Origin of the sequence: Methylomicrobium sp. Wu6 (assembly GCF_035916875.1) — a bacterium.
Taxonomy (GTDB): Bacteria; Pseudomonadota; Gammaproteobacteria; order Methylococcales; family Methylomonadaceae; genus Methylomicrobium.
The window spans coordinates 15936-39056 of record NZ_JAXUHN010000050.1 but is presented as its reverse complement, the minus strand read 5'-3'; the positions used below and the strand labels follow the sequence as shown (position 1 = coordinate 39056).

The window sequence follows — 23121 nt, the reverse complement described above, 5'->3', positions numbered from 1 at the left end:
TCGATCACTTCCACAATGAACCGCGCCAAGTGATTCTCGGGTAACCACTCGTCCACCGACGGCGGTAAAAGATAATCGGTCGCCCTGTCAACAATGATGAATCGGCTCATCTCAGCCTATCCTTAATAGTAGAATCGATAGCCTATATTTTACCAACTGCGGCTTCGAAAGTCCGACAGACTCCTAGGCTTGGCCTTAGCCCACCGGCGACGTCCCGCTTTATCTACCCAAACATCGCAGATTGGGCATTGCTGATAGGGTTTTGGCATTTACATGACGGGCATGGCATTTTTCGCAAATCGCCAGATTTATGCAACAAGGCCCCGCCTACCTGGCAACTACTCCGCCGAGAATCTCTTTCCTAACGGTCATATGAAGTGGCTCGGCATGGATCTCCTCATTCGCAACTTTGCTTTCTTTGGCCGGCACATGACCGGCCTGCGTCGACTCGGGCGCCTTACTCATCACCGTCACCGGCAGGCCAAGCGCCCCCCAGTTATAAAGCCAGCCGGCATCCTCGGAGACATTGGGCCAGCGCTTGTTTTGGTCTTTGGTGGCCATATTGATGCAGCCATGGCTGGCGGGACGGCCAAAACTATTGTGCCAAAACGCGCCATGGAAGGCATAGTCTCTATGGAAGAACTGCGTATACGGGACATCCTCCACTTCATAGAAACCGGGTTGCCCCCGGCCGACATCGCTACGCATTCTCTTGTATCGATAACGGTCATAGATATAAAAAGACCCCGTCACAGTGGGGGTTTTGCTTTTGCCCGTGCTGACCTTGAAGGTGCGGACCACTTTGCCGTTTTCCACGGCCTCCACACGCTGGCTGTCCAAGTAGACGAAAAGCCTCCGGTCCGTGCCGGTGCTGAATTGCTCGATCAGGGCTTGCTTCAGCATTCCGCCGCGCTCGCTTCTTAAATGTTGCCCGTCGTCGCTGACTTCGATGGTGCTGGAGGCTGGCCATGCAGGCTGAGGAGTAAATCTAAGTTGGCGCGGCCCAATCCAGCGCCATTTTCCAGAGATGGCTTGTCCATCACGGGTTTGCACCTTGAGATTGTTCGCCGCGTTGACCCGATCGGACAACGCCTCACTAAAAGTCACTTGCAGCGGCAACATCAAGCCTAAATTGGTCAATCCCTTGACGTTAGTCTCGGCGGCAAGGGGTGGCGCGGTTGTCAATTCCAGGTCGAGCGGCGGCAGGGATACGCCCGTGGAGGTGTTATAGTTCACCTGGACCGCATACTTATGGTTTTGCTCATAGGCACTCGCCAGCAACCGGATGTTCTGCCCCGTGGCATCGTGTTCCGCTCTCAACGTCAAACCGCCCGTGGCATGCACCTCCCCCACGGGCCGGTCGAAATGCAGGGTCACCGAGGCGTCAGGTCCCAACCGGGTAAGCGTCGGTCCTTCCAACCTCGGAATGGCGGCCGTGGTGAAGTTGATTTCACGGGTTTCGGACTCTCCGGACCAAGACCGCTCCGCCGTCACCTTGATCTTATGGCGAGTCTCGAAGGCTAATGGCACGGGCAGGCTCAGGCGGGTTTGATCCTTCGTCGCAAACAGGACTTTCCCCGTACCATCGAGCAGTTCAACCTTGGACAAGCGGGCGCCCAAGCCCACCGCCTCCAGGGTAATGGCTTTGCGCGGATCAACGTCGTTGCCGCCTTGCAAGGGTGTCATCGAAAACCCATAGGGCAGCATGCCTTGGCTAACGAAGGTTTCGTTCGGATTGGCTTGCGCGACTGCCGACAAAGCCATGGTCGCCGCGGTCAGCCAGAAGAGAATCGGTTTGATCGAACCAAAAAAAGTGGCCATTTTATCGAGTCACCTTGCGTCCAAATAGGTGCATTACTAAACAACCACCGGCTTAAGCCGGTGGGTTTGATTTACGGACTGAAAGCCCGGATACGCGTCGGCTAAACGACGCGTCATAATCGGGCCCATCTTAAAGTTATCGTTCGGATTAGGTTCAAAATGATGCATCAAATACTGAGCTAGGTCGTCAATAGTGGACGCCATCGATACAGCTTTCACAATTCAAGCTTGTGCCTGTTGGGCAAAGGCGGCCGGCGATAGGTAACCAAGTTTCGAATGATGTGTCAACACTTTTCCGGACACATGATGTGACTTTCTAAATTATTTGGCGTAGATTTTTTGGAATTATGTGGAGCATCCCAAATCGCCTGGGCTTTTTTTCGCAGGACCAGCAGCGCCGCCGTCTCCGCCAGCGCTTTCTCCTTGATCCCAGGGTCACGCTCCAATGCCCGGATGCGCCGCTCGTCGGCCTTGCGAGCCTCTTTCAAACGCTGGTATTGACTTCGATCCCAGCCGTTGGCTTGTTCGCAGGCCAACCGCCACGCCTTGATTTGCTCAGGATAAAGAAAGACCGCGTTGCCGGCAATAGGCCGAGAGCTCGGCTTCGTTCAGCGCCGCCGCTTACCACTGCCGCAAACTTGTCGGCGGCTGTCCACTCGGACGGTGTGCTGTCCCCAGTCGGCAGCAGGCGGTCAGGCGCCAGTTATACAGCGTCGCATTCGCAAATGCCTTCTTCTTTGGCAAGCTCGGCGATCGATTTGTGATGCCGTGGCAGCATTTTCTTCAAAATCGCTTCCTTTCGCTCTTTCGGATACTTCATCGGTTTCTCGTTTCGCTCCCTCTCAGATTCTTTTAGAAGCCAAATTGTAATAGGACGACAACTATCCTGACAGAGGGGGATGTCAACATAAAAGCTAATACACCAGAAGATGCTCTAGCAAAAATCGTCAAGAAAGATGACTTCTTGTTTATGCGTAGAGACAAAACTTTAGAAGAAGTATATGTCGCTCGATTTGGCAAGATCAATTTCCGCTGGCACGATTTACGGCACACGCGGGCGAGTTGGCATATGCAGTCAGGGACTGCCACTGAGTGTGCTTCAGGAGCTTGGCGGACGGAGCGATTACCGCATGGTTTTACGCTATGCCCATCTTGTCCCGGAACATCTTGCGGAACACGCTAACCAGGTGAGCGGGTTGACGAAGCAATTGGAAACTATTTTGAGGAAAGTTAAATGAGCTTCGAACATGGCCACGCAATTATGGAAGCAGAATGCAATGCGTCGTCTGATGCATTACTTAAATGCGAGACATCCAATTAGCGATGCCAATGTCAGAAGAAAGCTTTTTGATGGCGATTTCCAAAAAGGATGGGAGGCCGCTAATTCTGCAAAATCGTTGCAGTCGGCAGAATCTAAAACAATTAGTGTACTTAGAACAAAATCGACGTAATTATAACTTATTGTATAAGCTAAAATTTCTGGCGGAGAGGGAGGGATTTGAACCCTCGATACGGTAAACCGTATACCAGATTTCGAGTCTGGCGCATTCAGCCGCTCAAGCAAAGCCCTGAAATTTCTAAAGAAATTTCCAGCTTTGCTTGCTCTTCGAGTCTGCCACCTCAAGACATAACCCCCGAAAAACGGAGTCATTTTGTAGCATTTTGTAGCACATTTTTGTAATAGCGCAAAACTGATTTGACAGAAAATTTTTCACCTTTAGCAGCCCCTTAATCCATTATCTTGAAGCACCTTATCCTTAATGTTATCCTTCCTCGTCCACTTAAGTGGGTTCTATCAATCTCTACATTTAGGATATAAAAATGCACAACAAGGCGTTGCGATTGCTTCTTATTGTCTCTCAACTTATGGCCTTACTCGGGTGTAGCCAACAACAAGCACTTAAACCCCCTTCGAACTCTATTTCTAATCAACATTTCGTTGAGGATCAAATTAAAGCAATGAAGTTGCTTGATTATAAGGATACTAAATGTGAACCCCTTGATGAAAGTCAGCTTGCATCAATGGTAAATATAAAAGGGTTTTACATAGGGATGCATAGATGCGAAGTTGCATCCAAATTAAAAAGAGATAATTTACTTTATTCACTTTATTCCTATAATGATTCTACAATAATTGAGCAAGGTAGCTTTACTATAGCTGGTATCAATCGTTATGAAAATGATTACCCAACATCAATTATATTAATAATAAACTATCAAGTTTCGTATTTTTCTTTGATTCGCTGCAATTCGATAAAATGTATAATTCCGTTAAATCTAAATACCCTGATTTAAAATGCGAAAAAAGTATTGTAAAAAATAGGGTTGGTGCTCAATTCGAGCAGGTTAATTGTTTATTTGAATATGATAAAGGATATTTGATATTAAAAAAATACGTCAGCAACATAGCTGAATCATGGCTTGAACTAGCGTCTAAAGAACAAATAGAAAAAGATCATAAAGAAAGATTAAGAGAAGAAAAAGATATTTAACAATTTATCAGTTAATCGCTTTTTTTAATCTGTCTCCCTTATCAACTTCAATAACTCTTTCTTCTCAGCCTTGCTTGCCCGCTTAAAGTGATCAAGCAAGGTTTCGTTTTTGCCGCCCTGCTTTAAATAGGCATCAAGGCACTTTTCCAGTAAAACCGTCATACTAAGCCCTTCCCTTGCGGCGACTGTTTTAAATTCCCGGTGAAATTCTTCCGTTACCCGTGTCGCGAATTGATGTGTTCGACCAGTCGCATATTTCGAGCGCCCGTCCTTTGATGTTGTCATTGCATTTCCCCACTTGGACAAAAATATAGCAGCTAGAATTATAACTAAAAACAGCTTATAATTCATACAATTGAACATCGTTTAATTACATGGAATGCTATGCACACGGAAAAAAAGTGCTCAACGGCGAAAGCCGTTTCTAAAGTCGCCTCATGGCGGCAGGGTTCGGCCGGTTTCTTTCAATGGCTCGAAGACGTTAGGCCCCTAGTTCCGTCGTCAAGGGGTGGTTTCGAAGTCTACGAACCTGGACCGCTGGAACGTGCCGAAATTGAAAAGGCAATCGGCGGCGATTACCGCACCGTAGTTTTTTGCTGGCCGCGTAGGCACGGCAAAACGCTTGTAGCCGCCCTGATTATCGTTTGGCGGTTCCTGACACGCAAAACCCAGACAATCGGCATCATCGCGAACAGTGAAAAACAAATCGTCGATACTGCCTTTAAAACCGTTTCCTCTATTCTTCGGAAAACGCCTTATACAGCCGGGCTGATCAAATCGGGGGCAATCGTTATTGCCGACACCGGCACGATTCAATACCCGGCACTCGATAACATCATCAAGGGCTATTCGAACAATCCGGCGGCCCTGTATGGCAAAAAGCTGACGATTGCCCAAGTTTCGGAACTGCACGCGGCGGCCAACGACGCCAGTTATCAAGTCATTGCGTCGAGCACGATCGACACCGAAGACGGCTTAGTTTTAATTGATTCGACGGTGGGGCCTCGTTCCTCCCCCCTCTTCGCGCTTTACAGCATCGCCGAACGTGGGGACGACGCAACGCTGTTTTTCAGTCACATTCAATACCGGGACTTGAAAGACGCAATGGACAACGCGCCCCGTTGGATCAAGCCAAGCGCGTTAAAAAGCCGGGCGGCGCAAATGCTGCCGGCCGAATTCGCGCAACAGCATTTAAACCAATGGACAAGCGGCCAGTCGTCTTTATTTCCGCCTGAAGTGCTGGACAAGTGCCGAGACAAATACCGCTTAGACATTCCCAGCATTGTCGGCGGCGCGGCTTATATTGTCGGTGCCGGCCTCGATCGGGCTTACGGGTTCAGCGTCCACGGCGACAACACCGTGACAACGTGCGTAATTAAAACCCTGCAAGGCGAGGACGATCATTATTATGTTTTGGCTTCCGACAAAATCAATTTTTCCAGCGCGGCCGGCATTCGCAAATCATTCACCCGTTACCGGAAGGATTTCAATTTATCACGCGTCGCGATTGAATCTTACAATTCGCAAGATATAGCGGCGTGGTGCGGCGATCAGTCGTTTGAGCATGAAATCATTCACGCCACAGCCGACAAGCAAGCCAACGCCTTTGTTGCCCTCTACAACGCCGCTGCCGAAGGCCGACTACATATTCACCCCACTTTTGAAAAACTGCTTTCGGAAATGGGAACGCTTGAATACCGAATTGTTAATGCTGCGACCGGCAAAGGCGGCCAACAGGCCCCACGTTTCGAAGCCGCGAAAGGTTGCCATGACGACTTCGTTTATTCCTTGGCGTGGGCAGTCTATAGCTTGCGTGAGTTCGAACTGAACCCCTATGAAATCAACGGCATTCATTGCCACGGTTCCGGCCCGGCCGTTCGGCTTTGCTTGCTCAATGATGGCGAAATCGTCCCCCCTTGCGCTGAAACCTGCCGAAGCATGTTGACTGCCCATAATCTGTATAAAAGCTATTTGGCGCGGGGAAGCTTGGCCCCTCTTTCCTTTGATGAATTCATTCAAACCAAGCTGAAAAACATCGGCGCACATACACTACCTCGTTGATATTGTTAAAATTTTTCTTGCAAATTAAACAATGTTCAATTATTATATAGCTGCTATTTTTATAGCTATTAAGACACTATGTTAGATATACTGAGCAACTCAAACAGTGAATTTTTAAAAATCGTCAAATCATCAACGGCGAGGAAGGCGCGCACTGATAAGTGGATGAATTATTACCACGATCAGCAAAGCGAAGAAATGTTGAGACTGATAAAGCAGCGGTGGTCCCGTCCGGAAACATTCCGGGTGTTTCAGGTCAACGCGGTTAAGAAAGTTATCAACAAGCGGGCGAACCTTTACCGGTTAGCCCCTAGGCGGACGTTTACCGGAATTAACCAAGTGTTGGCGGAAGAGTTTTATAAAGCCGCCGGCGTCGATATAGTGTTAAAGCGCCTGAGCCGTTTGACGAAGTTGCTTAAAACGTCCGTTTTGCAAGTGTGTTGGATGAATGACCAGCTTACTTTGTCGGTCATCACACCGAACATTTTAGACGTTGAGTATGATAATCCGCTGTTTCCAAAGCGGTTCGTCATTACCCACAAAGCAGCAAAAGAACAGGATGTTACCTATTCCGATTGGACGGCGGGCACTTATACCCGGCGAGACTATCGCGGCAATCCTATGAAAATGGGGAGCAACCCAAAAGGCGTCAATCCTTACGGTGCGCTCCCCTTTGTTTGTTTATTTGATTCACTGCCGGATGATCAATTTTTTATCCCCGGCGGTGATGATCTTATCGAAGCTCAAGAAGCCATCAACGTGGCTTTGTCGAACCTATGGCGGGCGGTCGAATTACAGGCCCACGGCCAAGCCTGGGCTTCTGGCATCCCGGCCGGCGAAGCGTTGAATGTGGGACCGGAAAGAGCCGTTACCCTGCCCGAAGGTGGGGCGTTCGGCTTTGCCGCACCCAATGCGCCCATTGGCGACATTTTAGAGGCGATCCAATTTGTATTACGGCAAGTGGCCGCCTCGAATGATCTTTCGGCGGACGTGTTCGACCTCGATAGGCGTTCCGAATCCGGCGCGGCGAAGCACGTCGAGCAAATTGACCTTAGAGAAGCCCGGCAAGATGATATTGCCTTGTGGCGTCGCTATGAAACACAACTATTTGAAATCATCAAGCGCGTGGTTAATACCCATCAGCCCGGCACCATTCCCGAAGACGCCCGCGTTACGGTCGATTTTGCAGAGATGCAAGAAAATCTGACCGAAACCGAACGGTTGAACAACGCAAGGGCAAAGCTGGAGATGGGCGTTTGGTCCCCGGTTGATCTTTTGATTTCCGAAAATCCGGACGGCTACCCTACCCGGCAAGATGCGATCCAAGAGCTTTTACGGCGCAAAGACGAATCCACACAAATTACTTTAGTTGATTGATTATGACCCAAGAAACAACACAACAGGAACAAACCAACACCCCGGCCGCTGATTCCGCCGGGGAGATTGAACGGTTAAAAGCCGAATTGGCAGACAGTTACACCGACATGGAACTTGTCGCCAATTTGATGCTTGCCACGATCCCGGACGGCTTGAAAGCCTTGATTCCGGAAGATTTAGGCCCGGCGGCTAAGGTGAAATGGTTCAATAAGGCTAAAGAAACCGGCGTTTTCAGAACAACAGTGCCAGAAACGGACACCCGGAAGCCGGGCATTACCCCGCAACAGGTGAACCCGAGCGAATTACCGCCGATTGCTCGCATGAGCTACGGCTACAGCAAATAAATTTTTTACCAATTTCAAGGAGTAAAATAAATGTTAACCATTGCAGAATGGCAAAAACTTAACCCTACCCCACTGGCAAGCGGCGTAGTTGAAATTTTCGCGCGTGAAAACCCGGTATTGGCAAACCTACCGTTTATCAATATCAAGGGTAACGCTTACGCTTACAATATTGAACAAACGCTGCCCGGTATCGCCTTTCGCGGTTTCAACGAAGGCTACACAGAATCAACCGGTGTTGTAAATCCCGTCACCGAGTCCCTCACCATTATCGGTGGTGATTCGGATTATGACGTCGCTCAAATCAAAATGGGAACCGGCGACAATGATAGCCGGGCGGTTCATGATGCCATGAAAGCCAAAGCCTTAACCTTGAGCTGGCTTTCTACCTTCCTTCATGGCGACACCGGCACAAATCCGAAAGCCTTCGACGGTTTAAACGTTCGATTAACCGGCAATCAAGTTATTACAGCGGGCCCAAATGGTGCGGCTTTATCAATGGACATACTCGATGAGCTGGTAGACGCCATTCAAGGCACCCCAAGCCTGCTTTTGATGAATAAAGCCGCCCGTCGCCAGGTCGTTATGCTGGGTCGTGTAAGCAGCAATATCAGCGTTAGCCGCGATTATTTCGGCCGGGAAGTTGAGACTTATTCGGGCGTTCCAATCGGCATCATTGAAGACGGCGCGGACGGCAACCCTATTTTGCCGAATACCGAAACGCAAGGTTCGAGCAATGCAACAACTTCGATTTATGTCGTCAAGTTCGGCGCCGATGCCCTGCACGGCATTCAAACCGAACCTATGGACGTGCGCGATTTGGGCGAAATCGAGACAAAACCCGCTTACCGCACCCGTATCGAATGGTATAGCGGTTTGGTGCTGAAACACCCCAAATGCGCGGCGCGTTTGAAAGGTGTAATCGTTTAAATTCAAGGAAACAGTAAAGCCAACTGACTAAGGGATTTTTGGTTAAAGGATTAACCGGGCAAGGACGCCCCTTTTTTTTCTTAAAGGACGATTTATGACAATCGAATTAGGGACAAATTCTTTCGTTGGCGAGCTTGAGCTTTACAACCATTTAGAGAACCGGCTAAACGCGGATGCCTACACTTTTTTGGCGGCAACCGTGGAAGCTGGCGCGACATTGCCGGGAGGGGCCGAAGTTATCAACGCTATGCGCGGACTGATACTCGACCAGACTACCGGCAACCCACTTCAAGAGATTACCGACGCATTGACGGCCGGCGGGTTCGGCTTTGATAACCTAGAAGAGATTTACACCACCCTTACGGCCGGTAAAACACAAATTCAAATTCAAAACGCACGGGCGGCTATTCTTGCCACCCGGCTAATTGATCAGTTTGACTTTCTGGGTAGACCGACCGATACCAATCAGCCGCTACAGTGGCCGAGAATCGGTGCAGTCAATCGCAATGGGCAGCCCATCGATTCAAAGGCCATACCGGCCGGGGTCAAGGCTGCTACGTGCGACCTGGTTTATTTTTTGTTGGATCATGACATTACAGACCCGCAACAATACCGCGACCTTTTCAAGCTGAGTTCCGCCCGAGTCGGTGAATCGGACGTCAGTTACCGCCCAACGAAGGAAGGCCCCTTGCCTGATTTCGTCATGAGCCTGTTAAAGCCCTATTTGGCCGAACCTTCGCAATATTCCGCCCGCTTGATCCCATGAACGACTTTGAAAGACTCATTGATGAATATGAGCCAAAACTTGAAAATTCGTTTTTGTCGGCGGTGCGTGATGCGCGCGAAAATTACCCCCCAGATAGTGAGCGATTAAACGGCGTATCCGATCCAAACAATTTGGCCATAAATCCACTTGAAACCCAGTTATCACACGGTTTTAAAGAGGATTTAGGCGCTCTACACGACGAAGCCATCATTTTGCTTTTGTCGGTTTTGGGATTACCAAATTTTCACTATCCCGAATCACTGAAAATCGAATTCATCGATTCCCAGATTAGGGAAATTTCCGCCGAAGTTAAAAAGGCGGTCAGTTTGGCCGGACCGAATCACAAGCGCATCATCGAAAGCATTGGCCTTACCCCAAATCAAGCCAGAAGTTTGTCAGCCTATCGGCAGGCGTTGGAAACCGTAGCCACCAAGCCGATTTACGCAAGTCGGTTTAAGATCAATGGCACGGTGAAACATGAGCATATGAGTGCCTTGCCGCCGGAAGTAATCAGAAACCTTTCGGCCAGTCAGCGCAACGTCATTAGAAAGTCAATCGAGCGCGGGCTTGATCCGGATGCCATAGACAAACTTGTTGCCAAGCAACGCAAAGCCTTGCTTGCCCATCGTGCAAACGCCATTGCCCGAAATTTGGCAAGCAAAGTTGCCCATACTGCCCAACAGTCGGCGGTCAACTTTGCGGCCAATACCGGGTTGATCAACGCCAATGATTACCGTCGTTTTTGGGTAACGGCCCATGATGAACGGGTAAGGCTTGCCCACAACCAAACCGAAGCCATGAACAGCAAAGGCGTTGCGATCAATCAACCCTTTCAAACGCCATTAGGCCCAGTGATGAATCCACCGCTGGAAATCAATTGCCGGTGCCGCGCAATAATCAGGAAGATTAAATCATGAGTGAAAAATTTTACCTAATCGATAAAGAGTTTGCGGACGCCTTTGGTTATGCTAAAGAAAACCCCGAAATTCAACCGGAATTGAATTTGTGGCGGGCAACGCTGATAAGAGCGGTCAAAGATGCGGCCGGGTATGATTTGCACGGTGTGGGAACCGTTGAAACACAAAGGCGCCTTACCCGTGAGGCGCAAGAGTGGTTTTACAAAGGAAATACAGACTTCCGGAAGGTTTGCAGTTTGGTAGGGCTTGATCCTGAAACAGTGCGTGAAACCATCTTGGAGTTTTTAACAAGCCCCAATCAAGAAGCCCGGCAATTTGATCAGTTGATACATGCGGGCAAAAGCGGACCAAAACGCAAAAGGGCGGCGTAATCCAAGACGTGATTTTTTGTAAGCATATGCTTATATCACTCATCAATGAGCGATGGAAAAGTGAACGAATCGGCAAAGGCCCCAAGCTCAGCATAAAGAGAACAGAAAGAGAACGAGAATGGCAAACGATGATTTAAAACTCCCGGAATTGTTGATTGACGGCCAAAAGATCGACGGCCGAACAGCTATAGCCCGGCGCTACCGCGATCAACTGGCGGGCTTAAATTATCAGGTGGGCGGTGAGCCTACAACCGCCGAAGCCATGTTGATGCGGCGGGCGGCAACGCTGGCCGTTCTGTGTGAGCGTGACGAGTTGCGAATTCTCAACGGCGAAGAAATCGACGAAGCTAATTACAGGCAGAATGCTAGCCATTTAAGAGGGGCCCTAATCAACTTGGGCATGATTAAGAAATCCCGCGACATCAAACAATCTGATTACCGGACCTTCGACGCACACACGGCGGCCGTGTTGGAGTCAGATTAACCCTATACGGAAAACCCCTTCGAAATTCCCTCTTCCCTACCCCCAAAAATCAAGGGTTTCAGAGCTTCCCAAATTATATACGGAAAACACTTGTTTTCCGTATATGTTATTGCTATAATTCTAGCTACTAAATCACAGTCGGGAACAGCCATGAAAAAAGCAGCCATATATATCCGCGTTTCGACCGATCAACAAACGACGGAAAACCAACGATTGGAGCTTGAGAAAGTGGCCGCTAAATCCGGATGGGAAATCGTGCAGGTTTTCGAGGATGCCGGCGTATCAGGCGCAAAAGGCCGCGATAAACGCCCTGCACTGGACAAGATGTTGAAAGCCGCCACCCAACGCAAGTTTGACGTAATTATGGCATGGTCCGTTGACCGCCTGGGCCGAAGCCTACAGGACTTGGTGGGCATCATGCACGACCTGCACGGCGTCGGCGTTGATATGTATTTGCACCAACAAGCCATTGACACTACAACGCCATCGGGCAAGGCAATGTTCCAAATGTGTGGCGTCTTCGCCGAGTTTGAGCGTTCGATGATTCAAGAGCGAGTCCATGCTGGCTTGAATCGGGCAAGGCAACAAGGCAAGCAATTAGGCCGACCAAAGACCGAAAGCGCAATCGAACAAGAAATCATCAAACTACGTTCCGAAGGCATGGGCGTTTTGAAGATCGGCAAAACGCTTGGCATTGGAACAAGCGTTGTTCAGCGCGTCGTTAAAGAATGCGCATGATAACCGCGTAACCGCCAAACCAACAAACGAAAGCCGCCATTGTGCGGCTTTTTTTATGCCTGAAATCCCGTTGTTTGCAATGGCTAATACAGCCCTTAACAATACGTAATTGATAATCGTTATCATTTGCATTATTACCTACCCTCCCACCTCTGCAAAAAGCTGGCCGGTCGGACGCGAACCCACCAAAAAATTTAAACGCGCTCCCGGCCCTCTGGAGATCGCCGAACTGACCGGCAAGCGTCACGACCATGTGATGATCGACATCCGGAAGATGCTGAAGGCGCTTGATTTAACAACTCCCCAGTTCGCGGGAGTTGTTCCCTACACCGTCAACAACGGCGCAACCAAGACAAGAGGCATCTTCAGCCTGCCCAAAGAACTCACGCTCACGCTGGTCACCGGTTACAGCATTCCCCCGACCCATCATTCCAAAGCTAACATATTGACTTAGCAAACGGTTTTTATTAATATGGATATATTAACAATCATTTGAAAATAAAGGGGTATTTATGGGTAAGGTTAGAACGCAATTGGATGAAATCCGCGGTGCTCAACTGGAAGCGATTGCCGCGCATCATGGTTTTGATTCGGTTGCCACCTATCTTGATAATCATATTGCCGCCGAATGGCGCCGGCTGCACCCGGAGACATTCCCGGAGCTGCCCGGTTTCGAAATTAACGGTTCACTGAATGAGCGCGGCGAGCCAATCGTAACTTTTGCCTTTAACGGCGCTGTTCCGGTCGTGTTGGACGCCATCCATGCGGATTATCTAGCCAATGGCATTGATTGGGTGCTTGACGATCAGCAAAAGTCTTTTTTCATCGTCTGCATGATTGACGATTCGATTCTGTGCTTTGACAAGCGCGGAAACGGTTTCCGCTTGATGATCAAATGGAGTAGCGGAGAGTGGAAACGTGGCCTTTCGCGTTCAATCGCGGAAGACTTGCGTAATATTTTTAGAAAGGAGGCACATAAAGCGGTCAATTTATCTAAATCGATCGCTTAATTTTGAGCATAAAAAAGCCCGGGCGCTGCAAACTTCCGGGCTATGAATAATATGAACGTGTAACGGAGCTATTATAATGAATTTAAAGGATAATTTCAATTTTCAATCATCTTGTGATTTCTTCCCACAAGAGGAATTGAAACGAATTCCCCGGCATATCCATGAAAAAATGGAGGAAGAACGACGCCAGAGTGAAGCGGCTGAAATCGATGCCATTTTTGCCGAGCTGCATGATAACGACAATGACTGGTCTACACCCTTCAAGCATTTGGTCATATCGCAAGTCGAACAAGAGGAAATCGACGCTATTTTTGCAGAACTTGACGACTGGGAAGTTGCCCCGGCCCCGGTATTACCCGAGCCTTCGACCGAGACCAAATCAAACGGTTTCCGAGAATATGCAGAAAGTGGCGACTTGGACGCGTTTCTCGACGGCTTCATTGTCGATTCGCAACCACGAGAAGTGTTGATTGAACGCCTTCAAGAGCTATTTAGTAAATCTGCATTATCCGTTGATGAAGTGGCGCTTGCTCGGAAAATCTCTATAAAATTATCCAAACTCGGCGTTCCACCTATAGAACGTGGTCTTGCCAGATGCAAGTTAAGCGATGGTGTCTGCGAAAAAGACGAAAGCGCGGCGCTTATGATGAATCACTTGCAAACTTTTGACATACAATGGGGGCACACCTGCCATCCCGGCCACAAAACCCATGAGAAAGCATTTGATGGCAAATTTGCCAATATTTTTGCATCCGAGGATTTAGATTGGGACCATGCAATGGAGATTGCCACCTTAAAGCTTAAGCCCGCTACAAAAGCAAAATACCTAAACCTTCCGGCATCGTGTCTGCTCGGTATGCTTATGTTGCGTGGCAAAGAAATTCACGAGCGACAAAAAACGATCAGGCGTCAAAAACAAAAAGAGGCTTTTGTTGATTATGAACGCTCATTGCAGCTTGAAGCAATGTCTCTCGATATTGAAGCTCAACTTATTCAATACGGGGAAAGATGCCACCAAGCTAAATCAAGGCTTAACATCGGCGTTTATGTCAATGTTTGGAAAGCAGTAGAGTTAAGCAAAGGCAATAAAAATTATTTGGCTAGCGCCAAGATTCATTACGAAAAATTGACCGGCGAATCAATCAGCAAATCACTAATGCAGAAGCGCGTCAGGGTTTTGGAAAATGCACTCAAAAAAACAACCGTATACCCTTAAAACGGCAAATCGTATACCCTTAGACGGCAAATCGTATACCCTGATCGTATACCCTTAGAAGCATTGTATTTACTGGGTTTCAGGCGATTTTTAGCCATTTTTTTACCCCACAAATATAGAAAATTTATAGAAGTTAATAAAATAAAAAGAACGAAGAGCAAAAACGGTTCGGCTTCGCCTCACCTACGTTTTTGCTCTTCGGTGGGTTTAAAAATTTCCGGAAGTTTGGAGAAGAACTACCGGGATGCGAAGACGCAGTCCTACAATTCTGGAAGACTGCGGAATATGGCCGGCTCGCTTCGCTCACCTTCACTGAAACTGCCGGGATACAAAGAAAGCCGTTTAAGAAAATTAGGGAGCGTGCCGGTGTAGCGAAGCGTTCGGCCTCCGGCCTCACTGTCGGCGGAAAGGCATTTGTTCCGCCCGCGTCACATCATTATAGACGTTTGTTTATTTTGGGTGCATTATAAGCCGTCTTTAGCCGCGTTTTTGCCGATCCGCCACCTTACCATTGCTTTTGAGTTTTCACCTGAAATTAGCGCCATGGAGGCACCAAAACGATGCTTAAAATAACGATGTGGGGGAGAATGGGTGTCTACTCATTCGTGGGAGAAAAAATTAACAATAGAACTAAGCGGCCTCGACCGAAGACCGCTTAGCAAATTAATTACAAAAAATTAAAATATCCCCTTTGGTTGTGTCTCGATAGCTTTAATTAATCCCTTAAAAGCCTCTTCGGGTGTCTTGCCATGGTGAACCATGCTATTAGATTGATCCATCTTGGCTTCAAATGCCCATCCATTTGCTGTAGGTGGAATAATTGGCTTAACGACAACTATATAATTGCAAGTTTTGCCATTTTTCGTAAGTTCGCACTCATAAGTAACTTTATTGATTTCTGATTTCATTTTCGATCCTATTCAAAATTTGATACCCCGAAGTTTTGAGGGGCGCGAACTATACCCCGAAGTTTTGAGAACGTCAAAGCGCGTTTTAGCGAATATTCAAAAACGCGTGATCATCCCCACCCCATTGCATAATTACTATATCTCCAAAATCCGGATGTTCTCCGGTATGAATAACAACTTCGGGCCGGGTTAACGTTTCGACGGCGTCCAATTTAAAATACAGATCGGCAAATTCATCCATAGATATTTTTTTCATGTTGTTATCTCATGTTTTTGTTAAAAGAAGCTGCATATTACACGGCAACGCCTAAAAACTCAATATAATTTATTTTTAAATCAATGACTTATTATAATTCACCGGTGACTTACTATTTCATACTGGCTTGTAAAAATCGATACCAAAATCAAAGCACTCGATAATTTGTTTTAGCTCTAAAATATTGTCGGTTTTTCCTTTACTCCAATATCCGGCCGTAATTTTTGAGATTTTGCCGAAGCCATCAACCGATTCAACTTCATGGCCGGTAATCTGAAAAACCCCTGAAATTTTATTAGTTATCGCATAAGTGATGAATCCGTGCCGGAAAGCGTGAAAGCCGCTCAATCGTGCGCCCGGCGTTTCGTCTTTCAAGCCAATGCTGCCGATGTAGTTGGTAAACCATATCTTTGCATCGATCGAAGCTTTGCCGTATCGGGGCTTCCATTGCGGGAAAATTTGCTTGTGACCGCCGGCCTTGATGCGCTCAACGTAATTCAAAAAGCCTAATTCGATCAATCTGCTATGGACGGGAACAACCCTACGTGATGATTCGGTTTTAATACTCTTCTCGACGCCCTCGGCAGCCTCCCCCTCATCAGTGAAAGCGAAAAACCAAATACCCGTTTTTTCATCCTGCACGATGTCGGTTTGCGGGTTGAGCTGGCACACTTCGTTAATTCTTGCGCCAGTATGCAAACCAATCAGCGGCAACCAATAAAAATGCGCGGATTCAGGATCGGCGGAAAAGAGCTTCATCTTTGCATGACCGAACAATTTTTGAAGTTCTTTCTTTGTCGCGGCGCGTTGCTTGTTGATGCCCCTGGAGCGTTCGCCACGATATACGGCCCCCTGAACGCTCAGAGTGGGAAATCCCTGGTCTTGGTAGTGAATGGCCGCCCAATTCAAAAAAATGCTTATCAATGCCCGGTAAGTGGATTTAAACGTTCCCGCTGAAATAGACTCCCCTGTATTGGCTGCGATGATTTCGCGCAACGTCATCCCTTCATATTTTTTAGAGTTCCCCGCGTGTGGCGGTAGCCGCTGCACTTCGTCAAAAAAGGCGTTGATATGCGCCTGCAAAATGCCATTAACCGGCCGATCATCCATAAGCTCAAGAAAGATAGGCATTGTGGTATTCAGTTTTGCCAAAGTAACCTTGTTGTTTTGGTCGTAACGATTCAGGAAGTCCGCAATGACGGCCGACAACAGCGGGGCGGACGATTTGACTTGAACAGGTATAACAGCAGGCGGCGCTACAGATGGGACGCTTTTGGGTTCAGGCTGAAGTAAATGGCTGACTTGCTGCACCTTACCGGTCTTCAGATCGTGCAAAGCGGCTTTGTAATGCGCGGCCAGCTTTAGCGCTTGATGAGTGGCATCATGCCGGTTTTCGGTTTTAAGACTTCGGATGATTTCGCGGGCGTTGACCGATTCGCGAAACTCGACGGGAACAACGAGGCGAAAATAAAAGACGTTTTTTCGCCTTACCAAGTAGGGGATTTTAGCCATGACAACAGCCCTTTTTGTAGCAGGTTTTTGTAGCAAAAACCGTTTTTACTTTAAGGTTATGTTGTCTTTTGTCTTATTTGTCAATAAGTTATATTCTGGCGGAGAGGGAGGGATTTGAACCCTCGATACGGTAAACCGTATACCAGATTTCGAGTCTGGCGCATTCAGCCGCTCTGCCACCTCTCCTATATTATATAAAACTATTTTAGCACAGATATCGAGTCGATAGAGCGAGCATTCTTCCGGCTTGAGAAAAGTAAATATCCCACGGCAAAGCCGGGGGCTTTCCGTGAATTGGATCATCAGCGTAAACGGCTGAGTACCGCATTAACTCAACCTTCTGACGTGCACCTACTTCTTTTACCGGACGGCGCCAAAAAAAAATCGGGTAGCAAATTTATTGTCCGACAGGCTCCCAGAAATAAATGACTCAGCTGTTCAATCGGATATTAACAGTTTTTAGAGGATGTGCGAACTCGGATTGAAAACAATGGGTTGGATTAAAGCTACATTTCCCGCCACCCCCCGCCCAGCGCCTTGTACAACAACACCGACGCGGTCAACACATCCGTATGCGCCTGTATCTCGGTATCCTGCGCGTTTAACAAACTGCGCTGCACATTCAACAAGGTTTGATAATCGGTCGCCCCGGCTAGATAGCGCTCCCGGCCCAGTTCATAAGCTTGTCTTGCGCTGTCGACCGACAGCAATAAATCCTCGCGCCGGCGCGCGGCCTGGCGGCCGAGCGCGAGCGCATCTTCGACCTCGCGGTAGGCGGTCAACAGCATTTGCCGGTAAATCTCGACCAGTTCGTTGCGCCGGGCCTTCGTGCGTTCGAGTTCGCCTTCGAGGCGGCCGCCCTGGAAGATCGGCTGGGTCAGGGATGACGCCAGCGCGACCCCGATGCCGGCGGGTTGCGACATCATCGCGGCGGTGAAGATGTTGTCCGCGTTGAGTTCAAGTTTCGGAAAGAAGGCCGCGCGCGCGACGCCGATGTCCGCATGCGCGGCGATCAGTTGGGCCTCGGCGCTCTGAATGTCGGGTCGATGTTCGAACAAGGCGGCCGGCTTGGCGGGATCGGCGCCGGGAATTTGGATGCCTTGCAGGCTTTGGCCGCGCGGCTCAAACTGTTGCGGCGGGCGGCCGAGCAGCACTGCGAGCGCGTTTTCGGCTTGCGCGATGTCCTGATCGAGCCGGGCCACAGCGGCCGCTGCGTTCGCGCGCTCGGTCTGCTGCTGCGCGACATCGAGCGCGGTCGCTCCGCCGGCCTCGAAACGCGATGCGATGATGTCCAGCACGTCGCTGATGTTCTTCAGGTTATCCAGCGCGATGCGTCTGCGATCGCGTAACCCGAGCAGCGTAAAATAGGATTGCGCGACATCGCCCATCACGGTCAGGCGCAAGGCATCGTACGAAAAGCGGGAACTGTCGAGTTGCGCGCGGGCGCTGTCGCGTCCTGCCCGCAGCCTGCCCCACAAATCGACCTCATAGGACAGGCTCCACTGGCCTTCCAGAGTGTTCAGACCTGGACCGGAACGGGTGCTGTCGGTGTAAATATGGCGACCAATGGCGCTGACCGCCGGCAGCAGCGGCGCGCCGGCGATTTTCGCGAGCGCCCGGAATTGGTCGATGCGCTGGATCGCCGCGGTCAAGTCGCGGTTATTGACCAACGCCTCATTCATCAGACGATCGAGCTCGGCGCTGCCGAACAGTTTCCACCAATCCGGTGAAATCGTTGCCCCGCGAGTCGGTTTCGGCGTTCGATTCTTCCAGGCTTCGGGCGCCTCATCGGCCGGACGCTTGTAATCGGGCACCAGCGAGCAGCCGGCAAGCAGCAGCAAAACGCCAAAAATGCCTTGTTTGATCCGCATCATTCCGCCGCCAAGGCCACGACCGGGTCGAGCAGCGCCGCCTTGCGCGCCGGCAAAAATCCGAATAGCACGCCGGTGCCGAAGGCGCATGAAAACGCCAAGATTGCCGGCAGCGGCGAAAAAATCACGCGCATTTCGAACATCGAAATCGTCTTGCCGGTGCCGTAACCGAGCAACACGCCCAGGATGCCGCCCAAGGTGCAGACCACCGCCGCCTCGGTGTTGAATTGCAGTAAAATGTCGCGGCGGCGCGCACCGACCGCCATCCGGATGCCGATTTCGCGGGTGCGTTCGGTCACGCTGACCAACATGATGTTCATCACGCCGATGCCGCCGACCAGCAGCGAAATCGCCGCGACCGTGCCGAGCAAGGTGGTCAGGGTATTCTGCGTCGCGGTCGCGGTTTGCAGGATCGACGCCATGTTGCGTATCCTAAAATCCTCGGTCTGATGCCGCGACAGCAAGAGATCGTTAATCGCATCCTGGGTGTCTTCGATCGCCGACACATCGCTGACGCGCACGGTGACGCCGTTCAGGTAATTTTGCCCGAACAGGCGGATCAGGCCGGTACTGATCGGCACGAACACCGTGTCGTCCTGATCGCCGCCGAAGCCGGACGCCCCTTTCGGCGACATGATGCCGATCACTTCGAATGGGATATTTCCGATCAGAATGTAGCGACCGAGTGGATCGAGTCCCTCGGGAAACAGAATCTGCGCGACGGTCTGGCCGAGCACGACGACCGGCGCATAGCGGCGGATATCGCGTTCGGTAAAAAAATCGCCTTCCGCGACCGGCCAATCGCGGACTCTGGACAGCGCCGCGCCAACGCCCTGGATGCTGGTCGCATAATCGATATTGCCGAAACGGACCGTTTGCCGGCTGCTGCGTTCGGCGAGCGCGACCTCGACATTCGGCAATTCCTGGATCGCGTCCGCATCGTCGGGCGTCAAGGTAATCACGTCGCTGGCGCCGCGTAGGCCCGGCGCGCCGGGACGGATCGACAACAGATTGGTGCCCATCGAGCGGATCTGATCGAGCACGTCCTGCTGGCTGCCTTCTCCGACCGCCAGCATCGTGACCACCGCCGCGACGCCGATGATGATGCCGAGCAGGGTCAGGGCGGTGCGGAACAGATTGACCCGCAGCGCGCGGAGGGCGGTCTTGACCGCCTCGCCGATGTCAGCGAGGATGCCGGCCTTGCCGCCGGTGTCGATCTTCACTTCCGGGTGCGTCGTATCGCCGCCTCCGGGAGCGGAATCGGCGCTGATTTTGCCGTCGCTGATATTGATGATACGGTCGGCATGCGCGGCGACGCCCGCATCGTGCGTGATCAACAGAATCGTGCGTCCCGACTTATGCAGTGCGCCGAGCAAGGCCATCACTTCCTCGCCGCTGCGGCTGTCCAGCGCGCCGGTCGGCTCGTCCGCGAGCAGCACCGGCGGATTGTTCATCAAAGCCCTGGCGATCGCGACCCGCTGCTGCTGGCCTCCGGACAGCTGCGAAGGACGGTGGTCGCAGCGGTCGCCAAGGCCCAGATCGGCCAGCAGCTTCCGCGCCCTGTCCATCCGGTCCGTCTTGTGTTCGCCCGCGTAAAGCGCCGGAATTTCGACATTTTCTTCCGCGCTGGCCGAGCCGAGCAGATTGTAACGCTGAAACACGAAGCCGAAGGTAGCCCGGCGCAACGCGGCCAGTTCATCGGGATCGAACAGGGAGACATCCCGGCCCGCGACCCGGTAGCTACCCGACGTCGGCCGATCGAGGCAGCCCAAGAGGTTCATCAATGTCGATTTTCCGGAACCCGATTGGCCGATAATCGCGACGAACTCGCCGGCCCAAATCTTCAGCGACACCTCGTCCAGCGCCCGAATCATATTGTCGCCGCTCTTGAAAGTCCGGCAGATATGTTCGAGGTTCAGCAACGGCTCGGCTGTTGCAGGACTTGCGCTCATAGACGCGGCATGCTCGGCGGCCGGTAGGAGTCCCTGCCCCCGTTCTTCTTGGCGGAAGCCAAGATCAGCTTGACCCGGTCGCCAACCGACAAACCGTCGCGGATCTCGGCGAAGCGGCGGCTTTGCAGGCCGACATGAATCAACTTTTCCTGCACCTGGTTGTCGGCAGCGATCACCTTGACCTGATAAGCCCTGCCCTGTTGATTGTCCTGATCGTGCAGGCGCTTGCCAAGCGCATTGACCGGGATCACCGGCACGTGTTTAGCCTCGCCGAGGACGAAGAAAACCTGCGCGCTCATGCCGCTCATCAATTGCCCGTCCGCATTGTCCACATCGATCAGCACATTGTATAGAACCACATTGTTCACGACTTCCGGCGTCGGCAGTATCTGACGCACGATGCCCTGCCAGCGGCGCTGCTCCGAGCCGAGCGTCGTAAAATAGACCGGCATTCCGGTCTTGATGCGCATGATGTCGGCTTCGGCGGTCTGCGAACGCACGGTCATTTTATCGAGCTTGGCCAGTTGCATGATGTTCGGAGTCTGCTGATTCGCGTTCAGGGTTTGACCGGCGCGGGCGGTTTGCTGCACGACGGTTCCATCCATCGGCGCGAAAATCTTCGTGTAGCCCAGATTGGTACGGTCGCCGGAAAGCGTCGATTCAACTTGCTGTATTTGCGCCCGGATCGAATCGGCGAGCGCCATGGCGGCCTTGTAATTCGATTCACTGTTTTGCAGCGCTTCCTGGCTGACCGCCTTGGTCCGATACAATTGCCGGTTTCGCGCATATAGGCGGTTCGCAAACAAAATCAGCGCTTCTTGTTGGACCAATTGCGCTTTTAAATTATTGATGCTGGCCTCATCGGCCTGCACCCGGGCCGCATAGATGCGCGGGTCGATTTGGGCCAGTTGTTGGCCGGTTTTGACGACATCGCCGATCTCGACAAACAGTTTCTGCAATTGGCCGGTGACCTGGGCGCCGATATCGACATACTCCTTCGGCTCGAGCTTGCCTTGCGCGGTCACGTTTTCCTCGATGTCGTCGTAGGCGATCTCGACGGTTGAATCGGCCAAGGACGCCTGCTTCGACTCTGTCTCTCTTTGCCAATAAAACCGAAGCGCCGCACCGGCCGCGAACAGCAGGACGAGCAGACCCACTAGCCAATACACGCGATGGCGAGAAAAAAATGGTTTTGCCTGCATCAAATCGATTTAGAAGAAAATAAGAATCATTCGCATATTTTTAAGGCGCATTGTAACATGTCTGCGATTGTCTCAAGCTGCCTTTGCATCGAAAATATGTTGACTTCAAAGAGACGCGGGACGGCATCGACCGGGCTGCCGCATTAGGACTGTCCAAGAAAAAATTATAGCTTATCGTTCCCACGCGCCTGCGTGGGAACGATACCATTTAGCCTTAGATCACACCGCAGGCAATCCGCGCCTTGCCGCCGCCGAGCGGTTCGGGTTCGTCGGAATAATTGTCTCCGCCGGCATGGATGATCAGCGCCCGGCCTTTGACATCCTCGAGTTTCAAGCGCGGCGCCAGCACGCCCTGGGTGGCTTTACCCTCTGCATCCACGATCAATTTCGGCAGATCGCCCAAATGCCCGTGTCCTGCCGGACCTTCGTGCTTTTTGGTGGCTTTCGGATCGTAATGTCCGCCGGCCGCCAATGCCGGCGTCATCTTGCCGTCCTTTTCCTTTGCATCGCAGCTCGGGTTCTCATGTACATGAAACCCGTGCGCCCCGGCGGGCAGGCCATCGAGAGACGGAGTAAACAACAACCCTTTTGGGGTTTCGCTGATTTTGACGCTGCCGATTGCTTTTACCACACCCTGGTCGCTGACCGTATTGATCGGGACTACGACATCAGCCGCTACGGCACAGCCGACCGATGATGCGAATACCGCAATTGCATAGGAAAATTTCATTTGATGCTCCCGTTGACGAATTTAATGGAAAAAACTGAATCCATAGTAAAACCAGCCGCCAGGTAAATCAACACTAAAAACATCGGTTATTTTCCACCATCGGATTTGCCCTCAGCGGTTTTTATCGCCTTCATATCGTAAACCTTAATTCAGCTAGTTTACAAAA

The 23121-nt window shown here is 50.8% G+C and carries 25 protein-coding genes, 1 tRNA gene and 1 pseudogene; 16 read left to right on the top strand and 11 right to left on the bottom strand.

Going from position 1 to position 23121, the window contains the following annotated elements:
* Window positions 1-327: 327 nt before the first annotated feature.
* Both U2W12_RS04600 and U2W12_RS04595 read right to left on the bottom strand, forming a co-directional pair.
* Window positions 328-1821 (bottom strand): L,D-transpeptidase, encoded by a 1494-nt coding sequence (locus U2W12_RS04600; RefSeq protein WP_326499492.1) that lies wholly within the window; start codon window positions 1819-1821, stop codon window positions 328-330.
* Between the two features lie 284 nt (window positions 1822-2105).
* Window positions 2106-2357 carry a hypothetical protein gene (locus U2W12_RS04595; protein ID WP_326499491.1) on the bottom strand — a complete coding sequence of 84 codons (252 nt, stop codon included), beginning with the start codon at window positions 2355-2357 and terminating at the stop codon, window positions 2106-2108.
* Window positions 2358-2845: 488 nt separating this feature from the next.
* Here U2W12_RS04595 and U2W12_RS04590 point away from each other — a divergent pair.
* The 4 genes and pseudogenes from U2W12_RS04590 to U2W12_RS04575 all read left to right on the top strand — a co-directional run.
* Window positions 2846-3059 (top strand): annotated as a pseudogene (locus tag U2W12_RS04590) (tyrosine-type recombinase/integrase); the annotation flags it as partial.
* 9 nt (window positions 3060-3068) lie between these two features.
* On the top strand, window positions 3069-3272 hold the full coding sequence (locus tag U2W12_RS04585) for a hypothetical protein (protein ID WP_326499490.1): 204 nt from the start codon (window positions 3069-3071) through the stop codon (window positions 3270-3272).
* Window positions 3273-3642: 370 nt separating this feature from the next.
* The gene (locus U2W12_RS04580; protein WP_326499489.1) at window positions 3643-4116 is read left to right on the top strand and encodes a hypothetical protein; all 474 of its coding nucleotides are present in this window, start codon (window positions 3643-3645) and stop codon (window positions 4114-4116) included.
* A complete protein-coding gene (locus U2W12_RS04575; protein WP_326499488.1) occupies window positions 4080-4313 on the top strand; it encodes a hypothetical protein in 234 nt (77 codons plus the stop codon). The genes U2W12_RS04580 and U2W12_RS04575 overlap by 37 nt, the downstream gene beginning before the upstream one ends.
* A gap of 24 nt (window positions 4314-4337) precedes the next feature.
* Here the strand turns inward: U2W12_RS04575 and U2W12_RS04570 are convergent, their stop codons facing one another.
* Window positions 4338-4598, bottom strand: coding sequence for a hypothetical protein (locus tag U2W12_RS04570; RefSeq protein ID WP_326499487.1), 261 nt, complete (start codon window positions 4596-4598; stop codon window positions 4338-4340).
* 99 nt (window positions 4599-4697) lie between these two features.
* Here U2W12_RS04570 and U2W12_RS04565 point away from each other — a divergent pair, with 99 nt between their 5' ends.
* From U2W12_RS04565 to U2W12_RS04510, 12 genes are all read left to right on the top strand, one after another.
* Window positions 4698-6374: a terminase large subunit gene (locus U2W12_RS04565; protein ID WP_326499486.1), complete on the top strand. Its 1677-nt coding sequence runs from the start codon at window positions 4698-4700 to the stop codon at window positions 6372-6374.
* Between the two features lie 78 nt (window positions 6375-6452).
* Entirely contained in the window at window positions 6453-7751 is a 1299-nt protein-coding gene (locus tag U2W12_RS04560) for a hypothetical protein (protein WP_326499485.1), read from the top strand.
* Window positions 7752-7753: 2 nt separating this feature from the next.
* A complete protein-coding gene (locus tag U2W12_RS04555; protein ID WP_326499484.1) occupies window positions 7754-8095 on the top strand; it encodes a hypothetical protein in 342 nt (113 codons plus the stop codon).
* A 30-nt stretch (window positions 8096-8125) separates the two neighbouring features.
* On the top strand, window positions 8126-9022 hold the full coding sequence (locus U2W12_RS04550) for a major capsid protein (protein ID WP_326499483.1): 897 nt from the start codon (window positions 8126-8128) through the stop codon (window positions 9020-9022).
* A gap of 94 nt (window positions 9023-9116) precedes the next feature.
* Window positions 9117-9788, top strand: coding sequence for a DnaT-like ssDNA-binding protein (locus tag U2W12_RS04545; RefSeq protein ID WP_326499482.1), 672 nt, complete (start codon window positions 9117-9119; stop codon window positions 9786-9788).
* Entirely contained in the window at window positions 9785-10705 is a 921-nt protein-coding gene (locus U2W12_RS04540; RefSeq protein ID WP_326499481.1) for a phage minor head protein, read from the top strand. Before U2W12_RS04545 ends, U2W12_RS04540 begins: the two co-directional genes overlap by 4 nt.
* Entirely contained in the window at window positions 10702-11076 is a 375-nt protein-coding gene (locus U2W12_RS04535; RefSeq protein ID WP_326499480.1) for a hypothetical protein, read from the top strand. Before U2W12_RS04540 ends, U2W12_RS04535 begins: the two co-directional genes overlap by 4 nt.
* Before the next feature lie 118 nt (window positions 11077-11194).
* A complete protein-coding gene (locus U2W12_RS04530) occupies window positions 11195-11560 on the top strand; it encodes a hypothetical protein (RefSeq protein WP_326499479.1) in 366 nt (121 codons plus the stop codon).
* A gap of 90 nt (window positions 11561-11650) precedes the next feature.
* The gene (locus tag U2W12_RS04525; RefSeq protein WP_326499478.1) at window positions 11651-12298 is read left to right on the top strand and encodes a recombinase family protein; all 648 of its coding nucleotides are present in this window, start codon (window positions 11651-11653) and stop codon (window positions 12296-12298) included.
* A 109-nt stretch (window positions 12299-12407) separates the two neighbouring features.
* Window positions 12408-12752 carry a Rha family transcriptional regulator gene (locus tag U2W12_RS04520; RefSeq protein WP_326499477.1) on the top strand — a complete coding sequence of 115 codons (345 nt, stop codon included), beginning with the start codon at window positions 12408-12410 and terminating at the stop codon, window positions 12750-12752.
* Window positions 12753-12810: 58 nt separating this feature from the next.
* On the top strand, window positions 12811-13308 hold the full coding sequence (locus tag U2W12_RS04515; protein WP_326499476.1) for a hypothetical protein: 498 nt from the start codon (window positions 12811-12813) through the stop codon (window positions 13306-13308).
* Between the two features lie 76 nt (window positions 13309-13384).
* Window positions 13385-14524, top strand: a complete 1140-nt coding sequence (locus tag U2W12_RS04510; protein ID WP_326499475.1) for a hypothetical protein — start codon at window positions 13385-13387, stop codon at window positions 14522-14524.
* 677 nt (window positions 14525-15201) lie between these two features.
* Here U2W12_RS04510 and U2W12_RS04505 read toward each other — a convergent pair.
* The 8 genes from U2W12_RS04505 to sodC all read right to left on the bottom strand — a co-directional run bounded on the left by U2W12_RS04505 (window position 15202) and on the right by sodC (window position 22955).
* Complete coding sequence (locus U2W12_RS04505) at window positions 15202-15432, bottom strand: hypothetical protein (RefSeq protein ID WP_326499474.1); 231 nt, start codon at window positions 15430-15432, stop codon at window positions 15202-15204.
* A gap of 85 nt (window positions 15433-15517) precedes the next feature.
* The gene (locus U2W12_RS04500) at window positions 15518-15688 is read right to left on the bottom strand and encodes a hypothetical protein (RefSeq protein WP_326499473.1); all 171 of its coding nucleotides are present in this window, start codon (window positions 15686-15688) and stop codon (window positions 15518-15520) included.
* 117 nt (window positions 15689-15805) lie between these two features.
* A complete protein-coding gene (locus tag U2W12_RS04495; RefSeq protein ID WP_326499472.1) occupies window positions 15806-17200 on the bottom strand; it encodes a site-specific integrase in 1395 nt (464 codons plus the stop codon).
* Window positions 17201-17296: 96 nt separating this feature from the next.
* Window positions 17297-17386 (bottom strand) — tRNA-Ser (locus tag U2W12_RS04490).
* Window positions 17387-17706: 320 nt separating this feature from the next.
* Window positions 17707-19071 (bottom strand): efflux transporter outer membrane subunit, encoded by a 1365-nt coding sequence (locus U2W12_RS04485; RefSeq protein WP_326499471.1) that lies wholly within the window; start codon window positions 19069-19071, stop codon window positions 17707-17709.
* The gene (locus U2W12_RS04480) at window positions 19071-21023 is read right to left on the bottom strand and encodes a MacB family efflux pump subunit (RefSeq protein ID WP_326499470.1); all 1953 of its coding nucleotides are present in this window, start codon (window positions 21021-21023) and stop codon (window positions 19071-19073) included. Before U2W12_RS04480 ends, U2W12_RS04485 begins: the two co-directional genes overlap by 1 nt.
* Window positions 21020-22225 (bottom strand): efflux RND transporter periplasmic adaptor subunit, encoded by a 1206-nt coding sequence (locus tag U2W12_RS04475; RefSeq protein ID WP_326499469.1) that lies wholly within the window; start codon window positions 22223-22225, stop codon window positions 21020-21022. Before U2W12_RS04475 ends, U2W12_RS04480 begins: the two co-directional genes overlap by 4 nt.
* A 214-nt stretch (window positions 22226-22439) precedes the next feature.
* Window positions 22440-22955 carry a superoxide dismutase [Cu-Zn] SodC gene (gene sodC, locus U2W12_RS04470; RefSeq protein ID WP_326499468.1) on the bottom strand — a complete coding sequence of 172 codons (516 nt, stop codon included), beginning with the start codon at window positions 22953-22955 and terminating at the stop codon, window positions 22440-22442.
* Window positions 22956-23121 lie beyond the last annotated feature (166 nt).